Raw genomic sequence first — 16463 nt, forward strand, 5'->3', positions numbered from 1 at the left:
GCTTAGATTGCGTCGGTATCGGTTTCGCCGGTACGGATGCGGATAGCCTGTTCCAGATTGACCACGAAGATCTTGCCGTCACCGATCTTGCCGGTGTTGGCGGCCTTGGTTATCGCCTCGATAACCCGGTCAAGATCCTTGTCGTCAATGGCGACATCAATCTTCACCTTCGGCAGGAAATCGACCACATATTCCGCGCCGCGATACAGCTCGGTATGACCCTTCTGCCGACCGAAGCCCTTGACCTCAGTAACGGTAATGCCCTGCACGCCGATCTCGGACAGTGACTCGCGTACGTCGTCCAACTTGAACGGCTTGATGATGGCAGTGACTAGCTTCATGAAAACTCTCTCCCGAATTGGTGGACTTGCCCCAGGAAAACAAACCCGTCTCAAGTCTAAGCGCAGTGCCTGGCTTTGTAACGCATCGTCGCCTCGGCATTTACCGTAGCGACGCCAGCGAACCACTGGTGACGAAACCTGTACCCCTGATCCGTCGGCGCACTGCATTCGTCACAGCGACTGCATCAGTGCATGGGTCATGATCGTCTAAGCAGAAACCTTGCCAGCTCCGTAAAACTCACTGAAATCAGTCCATTGCCCACTCATGCCCACCTGCGGGGCGTTCCGGCGGTGGCGATGCGCATCAAAACAGTGCGCAGGCGCCCATCCCGGTGCGCGAAAAGCGTGCGCGTCAGGGCTGTGAAAAGACTATAGACGCTGCGTGATACACTGCCGGCCAACAGTTTTCCGGAATATTTCCCATGCTCGCGCCCAAAGACTTCCTCGACGCCCTGAGCGGCCACGCCTCTCGCCTGTTCAGCGGCGACACTCCGCTGCCCCGCAATGAAATCGAAAGCCAGTTCAAGGCATTGCTGCAAAGTGGCTTCAGCAAGCTCGATCTGGTGAGCCGTGAAGAGTTCGACAGCCAGATGGTGGTGCTCGCCCGCACGCGTGCGCGCCTGGAAAGCCTGGAGGCAAAAGTAGCGGAACTGGAAGCGCGGCTGACGCCACCCTCCGCCGAGTGAACGCAATCAGTGTGGGAAGGGCTTGCCCCCTCCCACATTAGCCCCGCGCTGTCGCCTGGATACGTTCTGTAAAACCTCCCCTGCTTTGCTTTCCCCACCCTCGTCTACCCTTGAATAACCCGCAGGAAGCGGCCCCATTCAAGGATCGAGCATGTCCCTCGCCATCGTCCACAGTCGCGCCCAGATCGGCGTTGAAGCCCCCGTCGTCACGGTTGAAGTGCATATGGCTAATGGCTTGCCATCACTGACGCTGGTGGGCTTGCCGGAGACGGCGGTAAAGGAAAGCAAGGACCGTGTACGCAGCGCCATTCTCAATTCGGCCCTGCAATATCCGCCGCGTCGCATCACCCTCAACCTCGCGCCCGCCGACCTGCCCAAGGACGGCGGGCGTTTTGATTTGGCGATTGCCCTGGGGATCCTGGCAGCCAGTATGCAGGTGCCGGCGTTGATGCTCGATGACGTTGAGTGCCTGGGCGAGTTGGCGCTGTCCGGCGAGGTACGCGCGGTGAAAGGCGTGTTGCCGGCCGCATTGGCGGCGCGCAAGGCCGGGCGCACCTTGATAGTGCCCAGGGCGAACGCTGAGGAAGCGTGCCTGGCATCGGGATTGAAGGTGATTGCGGTGGACCACTTGCTGCAAGTGGTGGCGCACCTGAACGGGCATGTACCGATCGAGCCCTACCAGTCCGACGGTTTGCTGTATTTGAACAAACCTTACCCGGACCTCAGTGAGGTACAGGGCCAGTTGGCTGCCAAGCGTGCCTTGCTGATCGCGGCTGCGGGGGCGCACAACCTGTTATTCAGCGGGCCGCCCGGCACTGGCAAGACCTTGCTCGCCAGCCGCCTGCCGGGGTTGCTGCCACCACTGAGTGAGCACGAAGCGCTGGAAGTCGCGGCGATTCAATCGGTGGTCAGCCTGGCGCCGTTGAGCCATTGGCCGCAACGGCCGTTTCGCCAGCCGCACCACTCGGCGTCGGGCCCCGCGCTGGTCGGCGGCGGATCGAAGCCGCAACCGGGGGAAATCACCCTGGCCCACCACGGCGTATTGTTCCTCGACGAGTTGCCGGAGTTCGATCGCAAAGTCCTGGAGGTGCTGCGAGAGCCACTAGAGTCGGGGCATATCGTGATTTCCCGTGCCCGCGACCGGGTAAGCTTCCCGGCACGCTTCCAACTGGTTGCGGCGATGAACCCCTGTCCTTGCGGCTATCTGGGCGAACCCAGCGGCCGCTGTCGCTGTACGCCGGAGCAGATTCAGCGGTATCGCAACAAGCTATCGGGACCATTGCTGGATCGGATTGATCTGCACGTTACCGTAGCCCGGGAAACCACCACCCTTAACCCTTGCGAACAAGCGGGTGAGGATACGGCCAACGCCTCCGTCCGGGTTGCCCAGGCCCGAGAGTGTCAGCACCAGCGTCAGGGCTGCGCTAATGCCTTTCTCGACCTTGCGGGATTGCGCCAGCATTGTGCGCTATCGAAAATCGATGAGGCCTGGCTGGAAACCGCCTGCGAACGGCTAACCTTATCCCTGCGTGCGGCCCATCGGCTGCTGAAAGTCGCGCGTACGCTGGCGGACCTGGAACAGGCCGGCGCGATCCGCCGCGAGCATCTGGCCGAGGCACTGCAATATCGCGCAGCGAGCCCCTCTATATAGAACGTCACGTCTTTATGTAGACTCAGCTACCGCACCAGACGTTTGTCAGATTGACGGCGACATCAAATTGACATTAAGGTCGCCATCTAAATCAGGGAGCGGTTACAGGCATCACGCCTGTCATTGTGCGCGAATGAGCATATGGAGTCTGGATGCGCGGGGCATTGTTACGTAGCGGTAAAAGTGGGTCGTTCACTTCCCTTGGCGAAACCGGTCAACCGGTGTATCGCGCGGCGCTGCAGTTGCGCGAAGCCATTCGTCGTAAAGACCCGGAACTGGTCAAGCATCTGGCCGTCCCGCAGAGCGACGAACTCGGCAATCAGATCGACTGGTACAGCGATATCGACGGCGACGTCATTCCCTGGAGCAGCGCGACTGAAGAAGAGCGTGCGCCCGCACGCGAACAGCTCGAAAGGCTGAAAACCTCTCTCCAGGGACTCAGCCAGCGTTTTATCGGCCCGGAAGGCGACGCCCACACCGGCGATAAAGCGGTATTTGGCAAATTGCTCAAGCGCGTTATCCACTTCCCTGACGAAAATTTCGTGTATCTGGTACAAGGCAAGCCCGTGCTGACCTTTTGGGGGTTCGAGCATGCAAATGCCGACGCCAATCGCGACCCACTGATGTGCCTTTACCCTACGCCCGCGGCGCCGCTGGTTTTCCAACTGCCACCTGACGAGCCGGTAGACGCAGCACCGTTGGCGCCAGTCATCGCACGTCCGTGGTGGCGCCGCTGGTGGTGGCTCCTGCTGTTGCCTTTGTTGCTGCTCCTGTTATTGCTGCTGCTCAGCCTGCGCGGATGCCTCCCCGGCGTGACGCTGCCCGTCGCGGGCATCACCTCGACTGAGCCTGAAACAACAGAAATCAGGGGCCAGGTGCCCGTTGTCACTGACGTCAACAGTACCGGTGCCGCAACGGTGGGCAGCGGCAGCGGTGTGCCCGTCGAAGGTGGCGCCATAGAGGGGCCGTCAGCCGCTGACGAGCAGGCCACCCAGCAGCCACAGGCCGAAGCACCAACGCCCCCCGCCCAAGCCCCGGAAGCTGCAGCCGTCGAGCCTCAGACGCCTCCCACAACGCCTGGATCGCCTGCCACTTCCCAGCCTTCTACTGCCGGACTTAGCATTCCGCCGGCAGCACCCGACGGCACGGCCGACTTCCTCAATGGCCAGTATCGCGCCGGTGCCGGCATCCAGGACCGCAAGACCGGCAAGCCACTGCGCCTGGAATACAAGTTCAACAACGGCAAAGGCGAAGTCACCGTGCACCGCGCCAACGGCGTCAACTGCACCGGCCCGGTCTCGGCGGCGATGAAAGGCGGCAGCCTGTCGATCGACAGCCAGGGCCAGGCAGTCTGCGGCGACGGTAGTAACTACGACATGCCAAAGGTTGATTGTCGGCCGGGCGCGACCAGTATCGCGGACTGCACCGGCGGTTATGGAACTGAAAAATTCCCAATGTCCATGCGCCAGATGGGCGAATAAGACTGGAAGATCTACCAATGCTGCCTGAAGTCACGCAATTCGAAGACACCGTCACGCTCGTCAGTGACACCGGCATCCAGTTCATGGATTTCGCTCTGCGCCTGGATCCCCGCAAGGAGCCGGCCGGCGAGTTCGCCCCTATGAACCTTGGCATCTGCCGTCTGCTGTACAACGAAGAGAAAGATTTCTACTTCTACGAACCGGCGCCCGGAAAGATCGAAAAAGCCAAGCCGGTGTTCAGCCTTGACATGAAAAGCAGCCTTGAGCTGCTGGATGGCATCTGGCTGCCAATCCCGTTCCTGCGATTCATGCCGCCCTATCGCTTCGATAATGGCCCGGTCAACTGGTCACGCATGCGTCTGGTCAAGCTGCCCACCCCGGACATTGACGGCAACACGCACCGCCTGACCCTAGCGTTCGACAGTCGCATCATGCACAAGCGCAGCGGCACCGCCTACCTGGCGCCGAACGAAGAAGACGTCAGCTCCGGCGTGGCCTTCAAACTGGCGGTCAACCCGGCCGAGGTGCAGGAGTTCCTCGCCTTGCCATGGGTCAACGAATGGCTGCAGGAGCTGTTCAACGAAGGCAACCCTCAACGCACCCGTGACGAATTGGAAGCCGATGTACGTGCCCACCATCACCTGGCCCACTACCTCAACGTACTGAGCCTGCTGGCGAAACCTTCCGCATCGCAGCAAAGCGCCCTCAAGGCCAAGGTCGAGATCCCGGAAATCAAAGTGATCGCTAATGACCCCAATGACCTGGTAAAGCCGATCCTGGTGGACTTGGTGCTGGACGTCGGCAACTCGCGCACCTGCGGCATCCTGATCGAAAACCATGGCCAGGCCGGTTCCGGGCTTAAGCAAAACTATGTACTCGAACTGCGCGACCTAATCACCCCGGAACACACCTACAACGAGCCCTTCGAGAGCCGTGTCGAATTTGCCCAGGCGTATTTCGGCAAAGACCACTGTTCGGTCAAGAGTGGCCGTCACGATGCGTTCCAATGGGCGACTATCGCCAGGGTCGGCAGTGAAGCCGGGCGCCTTGCCAGCCGTCGTCGCGGCACCGAAGGGTCGACCGGGCTGTCGAGCCCCAAGCGGTACCTGTGGGATGAAAACCCGTATGGTCACGGCTGGCGCTTCAACGCGGCTTACGTCAAGACCGACAACGAGCCTTATGCCACCGCTGCGCCGTTTTCCCACCTGATCAACGAAACCGGCGAAGCGCTCTACAGCCTCGACGAAGATGATCGTTTGCCGGTGTTCATGCCGCGCTACTCGCGCAGCTCGTTGATGACGTTCATGCTCGCAGAAGTCATCGCGCAAGCCCTTTCGCAGATCAACAGCCCCGCCCAACGCTCGCGTCAGGGCCACACTCGCAAACCGCGCCAGCTCAACAGCATCACCTTGACCGTGCCGCCAGGCATGCCCCAGGCCGAGCGCAGCATTCTCAATGAGCGACTGTTGCAAGCCATTGGCCTTGTGTGGAAGAGCCTGGGTTGGCACGACAGCGAAGAAAGCCCCCACGAAGACGGTGGGACCCAACCCACCACGCCGATCCCGAGCATCCGCGTGGAATGGGATGAAGCGTCCTGCGGCCAGCTGGTTTACCTGTACACCGAGGTCAACGAAAATTTTGCCGGGCATCCGGAAGAGTTCTTCGCCACCCTCGCACGCCCGGACAAGCAAGACCGTGAGCGCATCACCCTGGCGACCATCGACATCGGTGGCGGTACCACCGACCTTGTGATCACTGATTACCGCCTGGATCGAGCGGGAAACACCAGTACCGGCAGCAACGTGCATATCGTGCCGGAGCAGCGTTTCCGTGACGGTTTCAAGGTGGCCGGCGACGATATCGTGCTGGACGTGATCCAGGACTTCATCCTGCCCAGCTTTGAAAAGGCCTTGCAGAGTGCCGGGGTCAAATCCGCCGACTCGCTGATGTCGAGGCTGTGCGGTGCCGAAAATATCGACGCCAAGGACGTGATCCTGCGCCAACAGCTGAACCTGCAGGTCTTCACCCCATTGGCGCTCGCGCTGCTCAAGGAATACGAGCACTACGATCCGCAGACCCAGGTTGAGCTCAACACCCGCACCTACCGCGAGCTGCTGGGTGGCAATGCCATCAGCCACACCGTGCTCGAATACGTCCACAGCGCCGTGCGCCGTGATATCGGCACCCAGAACGGGTTTGACCTGTACGCGACGCCTATCAGCTTCGACCTGCAAAAGCTCCATGCGGCGTTTCTCAACGATCAGATCAACATCACCAAGATCCTTGGGGCGCTGTGTGAAGTGGTCGCGCACTACCCCTGTGACGTGTTGTTGCTGACCGGGCGGCCATCGCGCCTGCCGGGTATCCAGGCATTCATTCGCAAGGTACTGCCGCTGCCACCGGGACGCATCCTGGCGCTGCAGGATTACCGCACGGGCGGTTGGTATCCGTTCCACAAGAACGGCCGTATCGACGACCCGAAAAGCACCGCGTCGGTTGGGGCGATGCTCTGCCTGCTGTGCGCCAATCACAGCGTGCCGAACTTCTACTTCCGCGCCTCCGCGCTCAAGCCGTATTCGACGGTCAAGCACATCGGCGTCATCGACAAGAACAATGTGATTAAAGATGCCGACGTGCTGTATCGCAACATCGAAACCGAACCCGAAAACTACAAGATCAAGCTGCCCGTGATCGGCGTCGGTGACGATGCCGACACGCCGCAACTGGAAATGCGCGGCGACCTGCGCCTGGGCTTTCGCCAACTGACGGCAGACCGTTGGGCCGCCTCGCCGCTGTACACCCTAAGCTTTACCAATGCCGGGCGGGAAAAGTTCTCCCGCGCGGTCGGCGAAGACGGCGCGGCGCCGCTGCTCAAGGTGCGGTTCGAGGTCAAGGCGGGCGACAAGCACACGCGCAAGCAGGGGCTGGTCAGTGACAGACTGGTGGTGCAAGGCATCGAATCCAATAGCAGCAATGTCAGCTTCAACCCGCGCAGCGACCTTGAGCTGGAGCTCAATACCATGCTCGATGTGGGCCTTAGCGAGACCAAATACTGGCTCGACAGTGGAAGTGTGAAACGCAAATGAATGACCTGACCCCCGAGCAAACTCAGCTTTCTGCCAGTTGGGCCGCTGTTTATGAAGGTGCCGGTCAGGCACTGGAATGGATCAGCCAGACCCGCGTCAACGCGCCGCGCCTGGACAGCGAGGCGGATAATCTCAACGTGCGCCTGCACCGTGCGCGCAACCTGGCCCACAGCCTGGGCCGGGTTGCGACCACACCGATGACCATCGGTTTTTTCGGCCTGTCGCAGGCTGGCAAATCGTACCTGATCTCGGCACTCGCGGCCGGCCAGAATGGCAAGCTGGAAACGCAGTTGGGCGAGCGTCGCCTGGACTTTATCAAGCACATCAACCCGGTCGGCGGAGGTAAGGAAGCCACCGGCCTGGTAACGCGCTTCAGCCGCAGGGCCAAGCCGGGCGAAGACCCGCAGTTTCCGATCGAGCTCAAACTGTTTCGTGAGATCGAGCTGGCGAAAATACTCGCCAACTCCTGGTTCAAGGACTTCGATCTTGAACGGATCAACTATCAGATCGATGAGGAGCGCATTCAACGTGCTCTCCAACCGTTCGAAGGGCGTGAGAACACACTGGTGCAGAAAGGCGTCAGCGCCGATGACATCGTCTCGCTCTGGGATTACATGCGCGAGACCGCACCCAACTCGGTGAAAAAGCTTGAGCACGCGTACTGGCCCAAAGTGCTGCAACTGGCGCCACGCCTGAATTTTCAGGAGCGCGCCGAGCTGCTGTCGATCCTCTGGGGCGAACAGCGCGAGCTGACCCGGGCTTACCAGCAACTGGCCGGCGCACTGCATAAGATTGGCTTGGCGCAAACCGTATTCGCGCCACTCGACGCACTGATCAGTTTCAACGGTGAGGCGTATCACCAACGCGACAACATCATGAACGTCGATATCCTCGAACGTTTCGGCACGCCCCAGGATTTGCCGATCACTGTGCGGCCGCAGTTCGACGGGCGCCTGCAAGGTAGCCAGAGCATTCCCGTCGCGCAACTGGCGGCACTCACCGCCGAAATGACCTTTGTGCTGGTCGAAGCGCCGGTGGACGAACTGGTCAACCAGGTCGACCTGCTGGACTTCCCCGGCTATCGCGGGCGCAAAAACCTGCTGGACATAGCCGACTCCAGCGACCCGCAATCGAGCACCAAGGATAACTCCGTGGCGCAGTTGATTTTGCGAGGCAAGGTCGCCTACCTGTTCGAGCGCTACACCGATACCCAGGAAATGAATGCCTTGGTGGTGTGCACCAGTTCCACCAAGCAAAGTGACGTAAACGATGTGGGCCCGGTGCTCACCCGCTGGATCGACAAGACCCAGGGCCCTACGCCGGCCGCGCGGGGCAAGCGAGAAGCCGGGCTGATTTGGGCCCTGACCATGCTCGACCTGCGCGTGGCCAACGGCCTCAATCAGGAGCGAGACCAAGACGACGAAGGTTGGAACGGTATGGTCAAGCTGACCATGCTCGAACGCTTCGGCAGCCTGCCGTGGATGACCGACTGGGCAGGCACGCCCTTCCAGAACACATTCCTTGTGCGCAAGCCGCGAATGAATGCCGGCTTCGTCCAGCAGGACAAAAACGGCCCCGAAATCGGCATCAACCCCGACAGCCAGGCGCGCATCGCCAGCCTGGGCGAAAGCTTCGCCAATAATGCGCTGGTGAAGCGGCACATCAAGAACCCGGGCAAAGCCTGGGCTGAAATGCTGCGCCTGGACGACGGCGGCATCGGCTATTTCGCCAGCAGTTTCAACGGCGTAGCCAATATCGAGTTCAAGCTTGCGCGCATTCGCGAGCAACTTGAAGAATGCATCGAGAGCCTGACCATTCACGGCTTGAGCACGTGGTACCACGCCGACGGCGACGGTGCCGCAGCGGCCAAGAAAATCCAGGCGCAAACTCTGCTGACCGGACTGGGCAGGCGTGCCACGGTGCTGGGCGAGCTTATCCACCAGCTCGATATGCCCGGCGAGCACATTCGCGACCTGTACCTCAGCGGAGTGTACGAGGAGGCCGACGCTGCGAAAGCGGATGAAAGCCAGCCAGCCAGCGTGGCGCCTGCCACCAGCCTGTACAGCGACAGTGCCGGGTTCGACTTCGACTTCAGCGACAGCTTCAATGACGACGCGCCAACCGCCAGCGGCGCGCCAAGCGCTTCGCCGGTGCAGGAGCAGCAAAGCAACGAGCACCGTTTCGCCAAGGCGGCCTTCAAGGCCTGGATCGCACATTTGCGCGAGCTGACCACACGCCAGAACCTGATGAGCTTGCTCGGTCTTGAACGTTCGCTGATCGAAGCGATGGTTGACGAGCTGATTACCGCCGGGTATCGCCACGATCTACCAGGCCAGCTCAGCCGCGCCGTACTCAAGCGGGCGCAAAGTGGTGCGCGTCGCGACCAACTGGTGGAGCGCCAAGTGCTTGAGGTGCAACTGGTGCTGCGCGACTTCGTGTCGTGGTTCGGCTACCTACAAAAGCTGACCAGCGAACGCCCGAACAGCCGCGCAGGGGCCAAGGCGCCGTTATTTTCGTTCTACGCCGATGTCGCACCGGGCCAACTGCCGCAACTGCCGCCGCAACCGGCGAATCAGGCGCAGCGGTTTCTCGGCGACTGGCTCTCGGGCCTGGCTTACATCACCGTGGAAAACGCCGGCCATGGCGCCGGGCGCGAAATCACCATTGAACAGAATGAACGGCTGGGCCACGTGCTCACTGCCTTCACAGCGAGATAAGCAATGCCCATTCGTGTAGATCTGCTTGCGTTAGAACCCAATGTGCCGGGTCAGGCGCGGTTGGCGGTAAAAAAGTGGAACGGTGCCCAGGAGCAGCTGGAGTTTTCCATCCAGCGCAACCAGGACCATTTCTATCTGCAGGACCGTCAGCAGTGGAGCAACAATCCCTTCTGGTTCAAGGTCAGTCAATTCAACGCCGTGGATGATGCGCTGGAAACCCTGGTGGGCGCGGATGTGGTGAACCCGCTCCTGGAAGGAGGCGGCAACTCCAACTTCCAGATCGAGCTGCGCGAACAGGGCCTGGGCCACAGTGACCGAGGCATCGTGCGCCCTGGCCTGGGTCTGCTTTCGTCGACTGCCGGTGGTCAAACCCGCTCCACTTACGATGCGACCATGCTGAACGTTCCCGAGGTCGAACCCGAAATTTCCGCGTTGCCGGAGCTGGTGCTGCAATTGCCGCCAGACGAACCCGTGCCCGCCCCCCTGGTGGCCGAACGCGGACCTGAGCCTGTGCCTGTTACGCCGCCCAAGCGCAGCAACAAAGTTTTGATCGGCGTAATCATCGCGGTGCTGATTGTGCTGCTGGCGGCCGTGGCTGCCTGGCTGTGGCTGCGTGACTCAACGCCTGTACCCGCCCCTGCGGTGCAAGCCCCGGCACCGGTCGCCCAGGCTCTGCCCTGCGATGCCGCCAGCATGGACAGCCAGCCGGAATTGGCGTTCGTGCAAGCCTGCGTCAAGGCCGCTCCGGCCAGCGCACAGCTGCTCGAGATCATTGAAGCCGCCAAGTCCAACAAGCACTGCGGCGTTGCCCAACGTTTGTATGCCAACCGCGCCCAGGGTGGCGACATGTTGATCGCCAAGGCATACGCCCGCGAATATGACCCCAAGTACCTCAAGGCCAGCGAATGCTTCCCTAAACCGGACAATGCCACCGCCGCGTACTGGTACGAAACCATCCTGAGTCACGAGGCGGATAACACCGAAGCCAAGCAGCGCTTGGAGGAGTTGCAACCGTGAGCCATCCTATTTCGCTCAAGCGCTGGACACTGGGTACCGTGGCCTTGCTGGCACTGAGCATGGGTTCGCTGGCCAGTGCCGACGACAAGCCGTTGATCCAGGAGGGTAAAAAGACCCTCTTCCAACGTGTGCTGACCACCCCCGGCTGTAAGCTCAGCCCTGCGGCCGGCGACGCGCCGGGTGCGACACAACCGACCTTCAGCCGCTTCTACGTGTATGAGCGCGCGCAGGCCGCCAATGCCGAATGGTTGAAAGTCGGCCCTGACAGCTATGGCAAAACCATCGGCTGGTTGCCGGCGGCGTGCACCACCGACTGGAAAATGCAGCTGACGCTGGCGTTCACCAACCCGGCGAACCGTGACCGCCTGCTGTTTTTCAAAGAGCGCGCCACGGTCGAAGGCATCCTGGATGCGCCAGACCCGGTCAGCAAAGTCGCACCGCTGCGTGCGGCACTCAAACAAGGCAAACCAGCATCTGGCGTGCTGGCTGAAGAACCGGCCTACTTTGTCGATTTGCAGAAGCAGTTCTATTTGCTGCCGGTGCTCAGTGGCGAAGAGGTTATGACTGAAGGCGGTTTTCGCACGCGCCTGCTGAACGTCGCCTCGGTCAGCAAGGCCGATGAGGCCAGCACCGGGAATACCGCCGGTACAGGCAGTACCGACCCGGCGGCCGAAGCAGCCAACGCCAGCAGCCAGTTGAAGGAATTCAGCGCGGCGGTGGTGTTTGTCATCGACTCGACTATTTCCATGGACCCGTACATCGACCGCACACGTGAGGCGATTCGCAAGGTCTATCAACAGATCGAAGCGCAAAACCTCGGCAAGCAGGTGAAGTTCGGGTTGGTCGCGTTCCGCTCCAGCACCAAGGCAGTGCCTGGTCTGGACTATGTCAGCAAAATGTACGCTGACCCGAATCAAGTCAAAGACAGTGCCGACTTCCTGACCAAAGTAGCGGACCTGAAGCAGGCCAAGGTCTCCAGCAGCAGCTTCGATGAAGACGCGTTTGCCGGAGTGATGCACAGCATCGACAAGATCGACTGGACCCAGTTCGGCGCCCGCTATGTGGTGCTGATCACTGACGCTGGGGCCATCGAAGGTGACAGCAAGCTTTCACAGACCGGACTCAGCGCATCGCAGGTGCGTCTGGAAGCGGCCAACCCCGGTGTAGCGATTTACACGTTGCATCTGAAAACCCCGGCGGGCATCAAGGACCACAGCAAGGCCGAGGCGCAGTACCAGAATCTGTCGATCTATCCTGGCACCAACACCTCGCTGTACTACCCGGTCAACGCCGGTGACCTGCAAGAGTTCGGGCGCAAGGTCGATTCCCTGGCTGCCGCCATCACCTCGCAGGTCAAGGCCGCCTACATGGGCGATGACGCCATCGGCAGTGCGCTTAACGCCAAGGCAGAACCGGGCGAGAAGAAAATGCTCGAAGACGCCGCACTTATCGGTCATGCGATGCAATTGGCGTACCTGGGCGAGAAGACCAACAGCAAGGCACCACCGGTGTTCCATGCCTGGATCACTGACCGCGACTTGATCAAGCAAAACATTCCGACCACCGATGTACGGGTATTGCTGACCAAGTCCCAGCTCAGCGACTTGAGCGCAGTTATGAAGCAGATTCTGGACGCTGCCAACGAAGGCCTGATTTCGCCTACCGAGATGTTTGACCGCTTGCGCTCGGTGGCCGCGACCATGGGCGCCGACCCTAACCAGCTCAAGCAGAACAGTAACGCCAAGCTGGCGGACATGGGCGTACTGGGTGAGTACCTCGAAGGCCTGCCCTACCAGAGTGAAGTGTTGAGCCTTGATGAAGAAACCTGGAAGAGCTGGGACGGCCTGGCACAGGAAAAATTCATACGAACGCTGAACACCAAGCTGCGCCATTACCAACGCTACAACGCGGATGTCGACCGCTGGGTCGGCCTCGCTGAAAACAGCGACGACCGGGACTACGTGTACCCGGTGCCATTGGAAATGATGCCCTGAGTCCATGCCCATTCTTGATATCGAAAACCTGCTGGTGCGCCGCGGCCATGGTGCGCATGCGCACCAGGTCCGCCTGCCGAGTTTGCAGGTAGGCGCAGGGGAAATCCTCGCCATCACCGGCGAGAGCGGCTGCGGCAAGAGCACCTTGCTTGAAGCGCTCGGCCTGTTGCTGGCGCCGGTGGAACTCGAGCGTTTTGTGCTGAGCCCGAGGGCTGCGGGCGAACAGATGCTGGATATCGGCCGACTGCTTGCGGACAACGATCAACCGGCGCTGGCCGCTGTGCGATCGCGCCACTTGGGGTTTATCTTGCAGAGCGGCGGCTTGCTGCCATTTCTCAGCGTGCGCGACAACATCCACCTGCCGCGCCGGATGCTCGGCATGCCCGCGCACAGCGCGCACATCGACCACGCGGTCGAGGTGTTGCGCCTGGGTGCGTTGCTCGACAAACGTCCCCAGGCATTGTCGATCGGCGAGCGGCAACGGGTCGCCTGCGTACGCGCCATCGCCCATGAGCCTCAACTGTTGCTCGCCGACGAGCCCACTGCTGCGCTCGACCCGCACAGTGCACGGCGTTTGTTTGAATTACTGCTGAGCCTGGTGGCAAACCTGGGCTTGAGCGCGCTGGTGGTATCCCATGATTGGGCACTGCTGAAGGATTTTGGCTTGCCACGCCTCGGCGCGGTGAGCCGTCAGGGAGAGACACGGTTTGAACCGATGGATTGACCGCCTGCAACTGCTCGGCAAGCTCGCGCTGGAAGACCTCTGGCACGACCGTAAGGTGTCGCTGTGCATTGCCGCCTCACTGGTGGCGGTGATTGCGCCGTTGCTGCTGTTGTTCGGCCTCAAGCATGGCGTGGTCAGCCAGTTGCAGGACGAACTCCTGCGGGACCCGCGCAACCTCGAAATCAAAATGCTCAGCAGCGGTAACTACGACAACGCCTGGCTTAGTGCCTTGCGCCAGCGTCCGCAAACCGGCTTTGCGATTGGCCAGACCCGCACTCTGAACACCCAGGCCGACCTGTTTGTTGGCATGCAGCGGTTTGTGGAGGGCGCCGAGATCCTGTCCACCGAAGCTGGCGACCCACAACTGGGCCTGGGCACGCTGACACCTGCCGGCCAGCAAGTCATTCTCACCGAGCGCGCCGCCCAGCGCCTCCAAGTAAAAGTCGGCGATACCGTGCGCCTGCGTGCCGAGCGCCGCCTTGACGGGCGCAACGAGCGCGGAGAACTGAACCTGACGGTGCTGGCGATTCTTGATGGCGCACGCTTCGGGCGGGCCGCAGGTTTTGTGGCGCCACCGCTACTGCTGAGCCTGGAACATTTTCGCGACGGTTATCAAGTCAGCGCGTTCGGCCTGGACACGGGCAAACCCCTGGGCGATCTGCAACCCCTGTACGCACGTGCCCGCGTGTATGCCCGCGACATCGACCAAGTCGCACCGCTTGAGCGTTGGTTGAACGAACAACGGATCGAAACGTCGAGCCGGCTGGCCGATATCGACAACGTCAAGGCGATCAACCATGTACTGGGACTGATTTTCAGCGTCATCGCCCTGGCGGCGTTGATTGGCTGCGTGGCCTCGATGGTTGGCGCGTTCCTGGCCAACATCGATCGCAAGCGCAAAAGCCTCGCGGTGTTGCGTCTGCTGGGGTTCAACCGGCCGGCGGTGGCGGGCTTCGTCGTCCTGCAAGCCTTGTTGCTCAGTGTGGCCGGCTATCTTGGCGGGTTGTTGTTCTATCTGGTCGGCAGCCAGCTGTTCGACCACTTGCTGGGCAGCAGCCAGGCGACCGGCACGTTTGTCTGCCACATCACTATTGGGCATGGCCTCGCGGCCTTGCTGTTGACCTTTTTGGTCGCAAGCCTGGTGGCCGTTATCGGCGCCGTGCGCGCGATCAGTATTGAACCTGCGGAGAGTCTACGTGAGCTATAAACGTTTTGCCTGGCTATTGCCCCTGAGCGTGAGCCTGGGCTGCGCGCTCGAAGTGTCAGCTGCGGGCTGGGACGAGAAATATTACAACCCGATGCCCACAGACAACGATGTGGTGCTGCCGATGCCGTGCGACGGCTCGATGGTATTTCGCAAAGTGTTCATTCCCCTGGCGGGGCCGCTGGACGACTACCCGATCAGCATCGGTCAGGACGGCGCGGAGTACGGCTACGTCGAGCAGACACGCCCGGCGTTCATTGCCGGCAGTTTCACCGCGACCAAGGGCGACAAATCGCGCTACTACCTGCTGGCCAAGTACGAAATGAGCGAGCTGCAATACGCCGCGCTCACTGAGGCGACCTGCCCTACCGCGTCGACCAGAATGCGCATGCCGCAGGTCTCGGTCAGTTGGGTGCAGGCCGTCGAGGCGGCCGATAAATACAACCTGTGGCTGCGCAAAAACGCTGCCGACTCGTTGCCCAAGGAAGACGGTGCGCTGGGCTTTCTGCGCCTGCCCACCGAGACCGAATGGGAGTTCGCGGCGCGCGGTGGGCTGGAAGTCGGCACCGCCGAATTTCGCGACAGTCACTACCCGATGCCCGAGGGGCTGAACGCTTATGAGTGGTTTGCCGGGGCACAGTCGTCCAACGGCAAGCTGCAGCTCAGTGGCCTGCAAAAGCCAAATCCGCTGGGCCTGCACGACATGCTGGGCAACGCCGATGAGATGATGTTCGAACCGTTTCGCCTGAACAAACTTGACCGCCAACACGGCCAGGCCGGCGGCTACGTGGTGCGCGGCGGTAACTACCTGACAGCACAGGCCGACCTGCGCACCGCCCAGCGCAAGGAAGTACCGTATTACAACGCCGAGGGCCAAGTGAAAAACAAAACCACCGGGCTGCGCCTGGCACTGGTGTCTCCAACCCTGACCTCCCGCGAACGCGTTGCCAGCATCGAAAGCAGTTGGAAGAAACTCGGCTCCGGCAGCACAGCAAACGCTTCAGCGGCGCCGGGCACTGCACAGGCGCTGGGCACGCTAGCTTCGGGCGTCGAAGACAAAGCCCTCAAGGAAAAACTCCAGGCCTTGGAAAACCAGCTGCGCGCCAGCAACCAGCAGCAGGAAGAAACTCGCGACCAAGCGATTCGCGCCAGCCTCAACCTTGGCGCCTTCCTGTGTACCAAGATGCTCGATGACGGGCAGTACGTAGACTTTCTGCAAAAAAATTACGCGCTCAATTGTGAAGCCGCCGACAAGGATTCCAGCTGCGACATGCGCAAAGGCAAGCTCGACGAGCAAAAAGACCGCCTGCATAAACTCAGCCGCTACTACGCCAGTAGCCTGGTCGAGTCAGGCACCTTGTACGGCCTGCCGCTGCTTGAGGCGCAAGTGCCGGTGATGGAAGAAATCATCTCGCGCAACAAGCAACTGCAAGACCTGAAACCTTACTTACGTACTCACTGGGCCAATCAGAAAACCTTCCTGCAAAAACAGAAGATCGATACCGAAGCCTGGCTGAAAAGCTGCAAATCCGTCACTCAATAACAAATGGCCAACCCCGCCA

11 protein-coding genes are annotated in these 16463 nt (G+C 60.9%); 10 read left to right on the forward strand and 1 reads right to left on the reverse strand.

Translation table 11 applies throughout. The annotated features are described in order from the left end of the window. Positions 1-2 precede the first annotated feature (2 nt). Positions 3-341, reverse strand: coding sequence for a P-II family nitrogen regulator (gene glnK / locus C4J92_RS25870; RefSeq protein WP_002555808.1), 339 nt, complete (start codon positions 339-341; stop codon positions 3-5). A gap of 422 nt (positions 342-763) precedes the next feature. On the opposite strand from glnK, the gene C4J92_RS25875 reads away from it, so the two are divergent. The 10 genes from C4J92_RS25875 (at position 764) to C4J92_RS25920 (ending at position 16444) form a co-directional block, all read left to right on the forward strand. Further along, positions 764-1027, forward strand: a complete 264-nt coding sequence (locus tag C4J92_RS25875) for an accessory factor UbiK family protein (RefSeq protein ID WP_003195432.1) — start codon at positions 764-766, stop codon at positions 1025-1027. A gap of 151 nt (positions 1028-1178) precedes the next feature. Next, entirely contained in the window at positions 1179-2678 is a 1500-nt protein-coding gene (locus C4J92_RS25880) for a YifB family Mg chelatase-like AAA ATPase (RefSeq protein WP_124405642.1), read from the forward strand. 152 nt (positions 2679-2830) lie between these two features. Continuing rightward, the gene (locus tag C4J92_RS25885; protein ID WP_124405643.1) at positions 2831-4159 is read left to right on the forward strand and encodes an SrfA family protein; all 1329 of its coding nucleotides are present in this window, start codon (positions 2831-2833) and stop codon (positions 4157-4159) included. A gap of 17 nt (positions 4160-4176) precedes the next feature. Then, positions 4177-7245, forward strand: coding sequence for a virulence factor SrfB (locus C4J92_RS25890; protein WP_124405644.1), 3069 nt, complete (start codon positions 4177-4179; stop codon positions 7243-7245). Then, the gene (locus tag C4J92_RS25895) at positions 7242-9962 is read left to right on the forward strand and encodes a putative virulence factor (RefSeq protein ID WP_124405645.1); all 2721 of its coding nucleotides are present in this window, start codon (positions 7242-7244) and stop codon (positions 9960-9962) included. The genes C4J92_RS25890 and C4J92_RS25895 overlap by 4 nt, the downstream gene beginning before the upstream one ends. 3 nt (positions 9963-9965) lie before the next feature. After that, entirely contained in the window at positions 9966-10979 is a 1014-nt protein-coding gene (locus C4J92_RS25900; protein WP_124405646.1) for a hypothetical protein, read from the forward strand. Between the two features lie 59 nt (positions 10980-11038). Beyond that, positions 11039-12973 carry a vWA domain-containing protein gene (locus C4J92_RS25905; protein WP_256657511.1) on the forward strand — a complete coding sequence of 645 codons (1935 nt, stop codon included), beginning with the start codon at positions 11039-11041 and terminating at the stop codon, positions 12971-12973. Between the two features lie 10 nt (positions 12974-12983). Then, positions 12984-13697 carry an ABC transporter ATP-binding protein gene (locus C4J92_RS25910; protein WP_124405865.1) on the forward strand — a complete coding sequence of 238 codons (714 nt, stop codon included), beginning with the start codon at positions 12984-12986 and terminating at the stop codon, positions 13695-13697. Further along, complete coding sequence (locus C4J92_RS25915; protein ID WP_124405647.1) at positions 13681-14904, forward strand: ABC transporter permease; 1224 nt, start codon at positions 13681-13683, stop codon at positions 14902-14904. Before C4J92_RS25910 ends, C4J92_RS25915 begins: the two co-directional genes overlap by 17 nt. Beyond that, on the forward strand, positions 14894-16444 hold the full coding sequence (locus tag C4J92_RS25920) for an SUMF1/EgtB/PvdO family nonheme iron enzyme (protein ID WP_164487551.1): 1551 nt from the start codon (positions 14894-14896) through the stop codon (positions 16442-16444). The genes C4J92_RS25915 and C4J92_RS25920 overlap by 11 nt, the downstream gene beginning before the upstream one ends. Positions 16445-16463 lie beyond the last annotated feature (19 nt).

Origin of the sequence: Pseudomonas sp. R3-18-08 (genome assembly GCF_003852065.1) — a bacterium.
In the GTDB taxonomy this organism is placed as follows: Bacteria; Pseudomonadota; Gammaproteobacteria; order Pseudomonadales; family Pseudomonadaceae; genus Aquipseudomonas.

What these genes read in the sequence shown, in the direction of transcription:
- glnK (WP_002555808.1), bottom strand. Translation starts at nt 341, where the DNA reads ATGAAGCTAGTCACTGCCATCATCAAGCCGTTCAAGTTGGACGACGTA.
- C4J92_RS25875 (WP_003195432.1), top strand. Translation starts at nt 764, where the DNA reads ATGCTCGCGCCCAAAGACTTCCTCGACGCCCTGAGCGGCCACGCCTCT.
- C4J92_RS25880 (WP_124405642.1), top strand. Translation starts at nt 1,179, where the DNA reads ATGTCCCTCGCCATCGTCCACAGTCGCGCCCAGATCGGCGTTGAAGCC.
- C4J92_RS25885 (WP_124405643.1), top strand. Translation starts at nt 2,831, where the DNA reads ATGCGCGGGGCATTGTTACGTAGCGGTAAAAGTGGGTCGTTCACTTCC.
- C4J92_RS25890 (WP_124405644.1), top strand. Translation starts at nt 4,177, where the DNA reads ATGCTGCCTGAAGTCACGCAATTCGAAGACACCGTCACGCTCGTCAGT.
- C4J92_RS25895 (WP_124405645.1), top strand. Translation starts at nt 7,242, where the DNA reads ATGAATGACCTGACCCCCGAGCAAACTCAGCTTTCTGCCAGTTGGGCC.
- C4J92_RS25900 (WP_124405646.1), top strand. Translation starts at nt 9,966, where the DNA reads ATGCCCATTCGTGTAGATCTGCTTGCGTTAGAACCCAATGTGCCGGGT.
- C4J92_RS25905 (WP_256657511.1), top strand. Translation starts at nt 11,039, where the DNA reads ATGGGTTCGCTGGCCAGTGCCGACGACAAGCCGTTGATCCAGGAGGGT.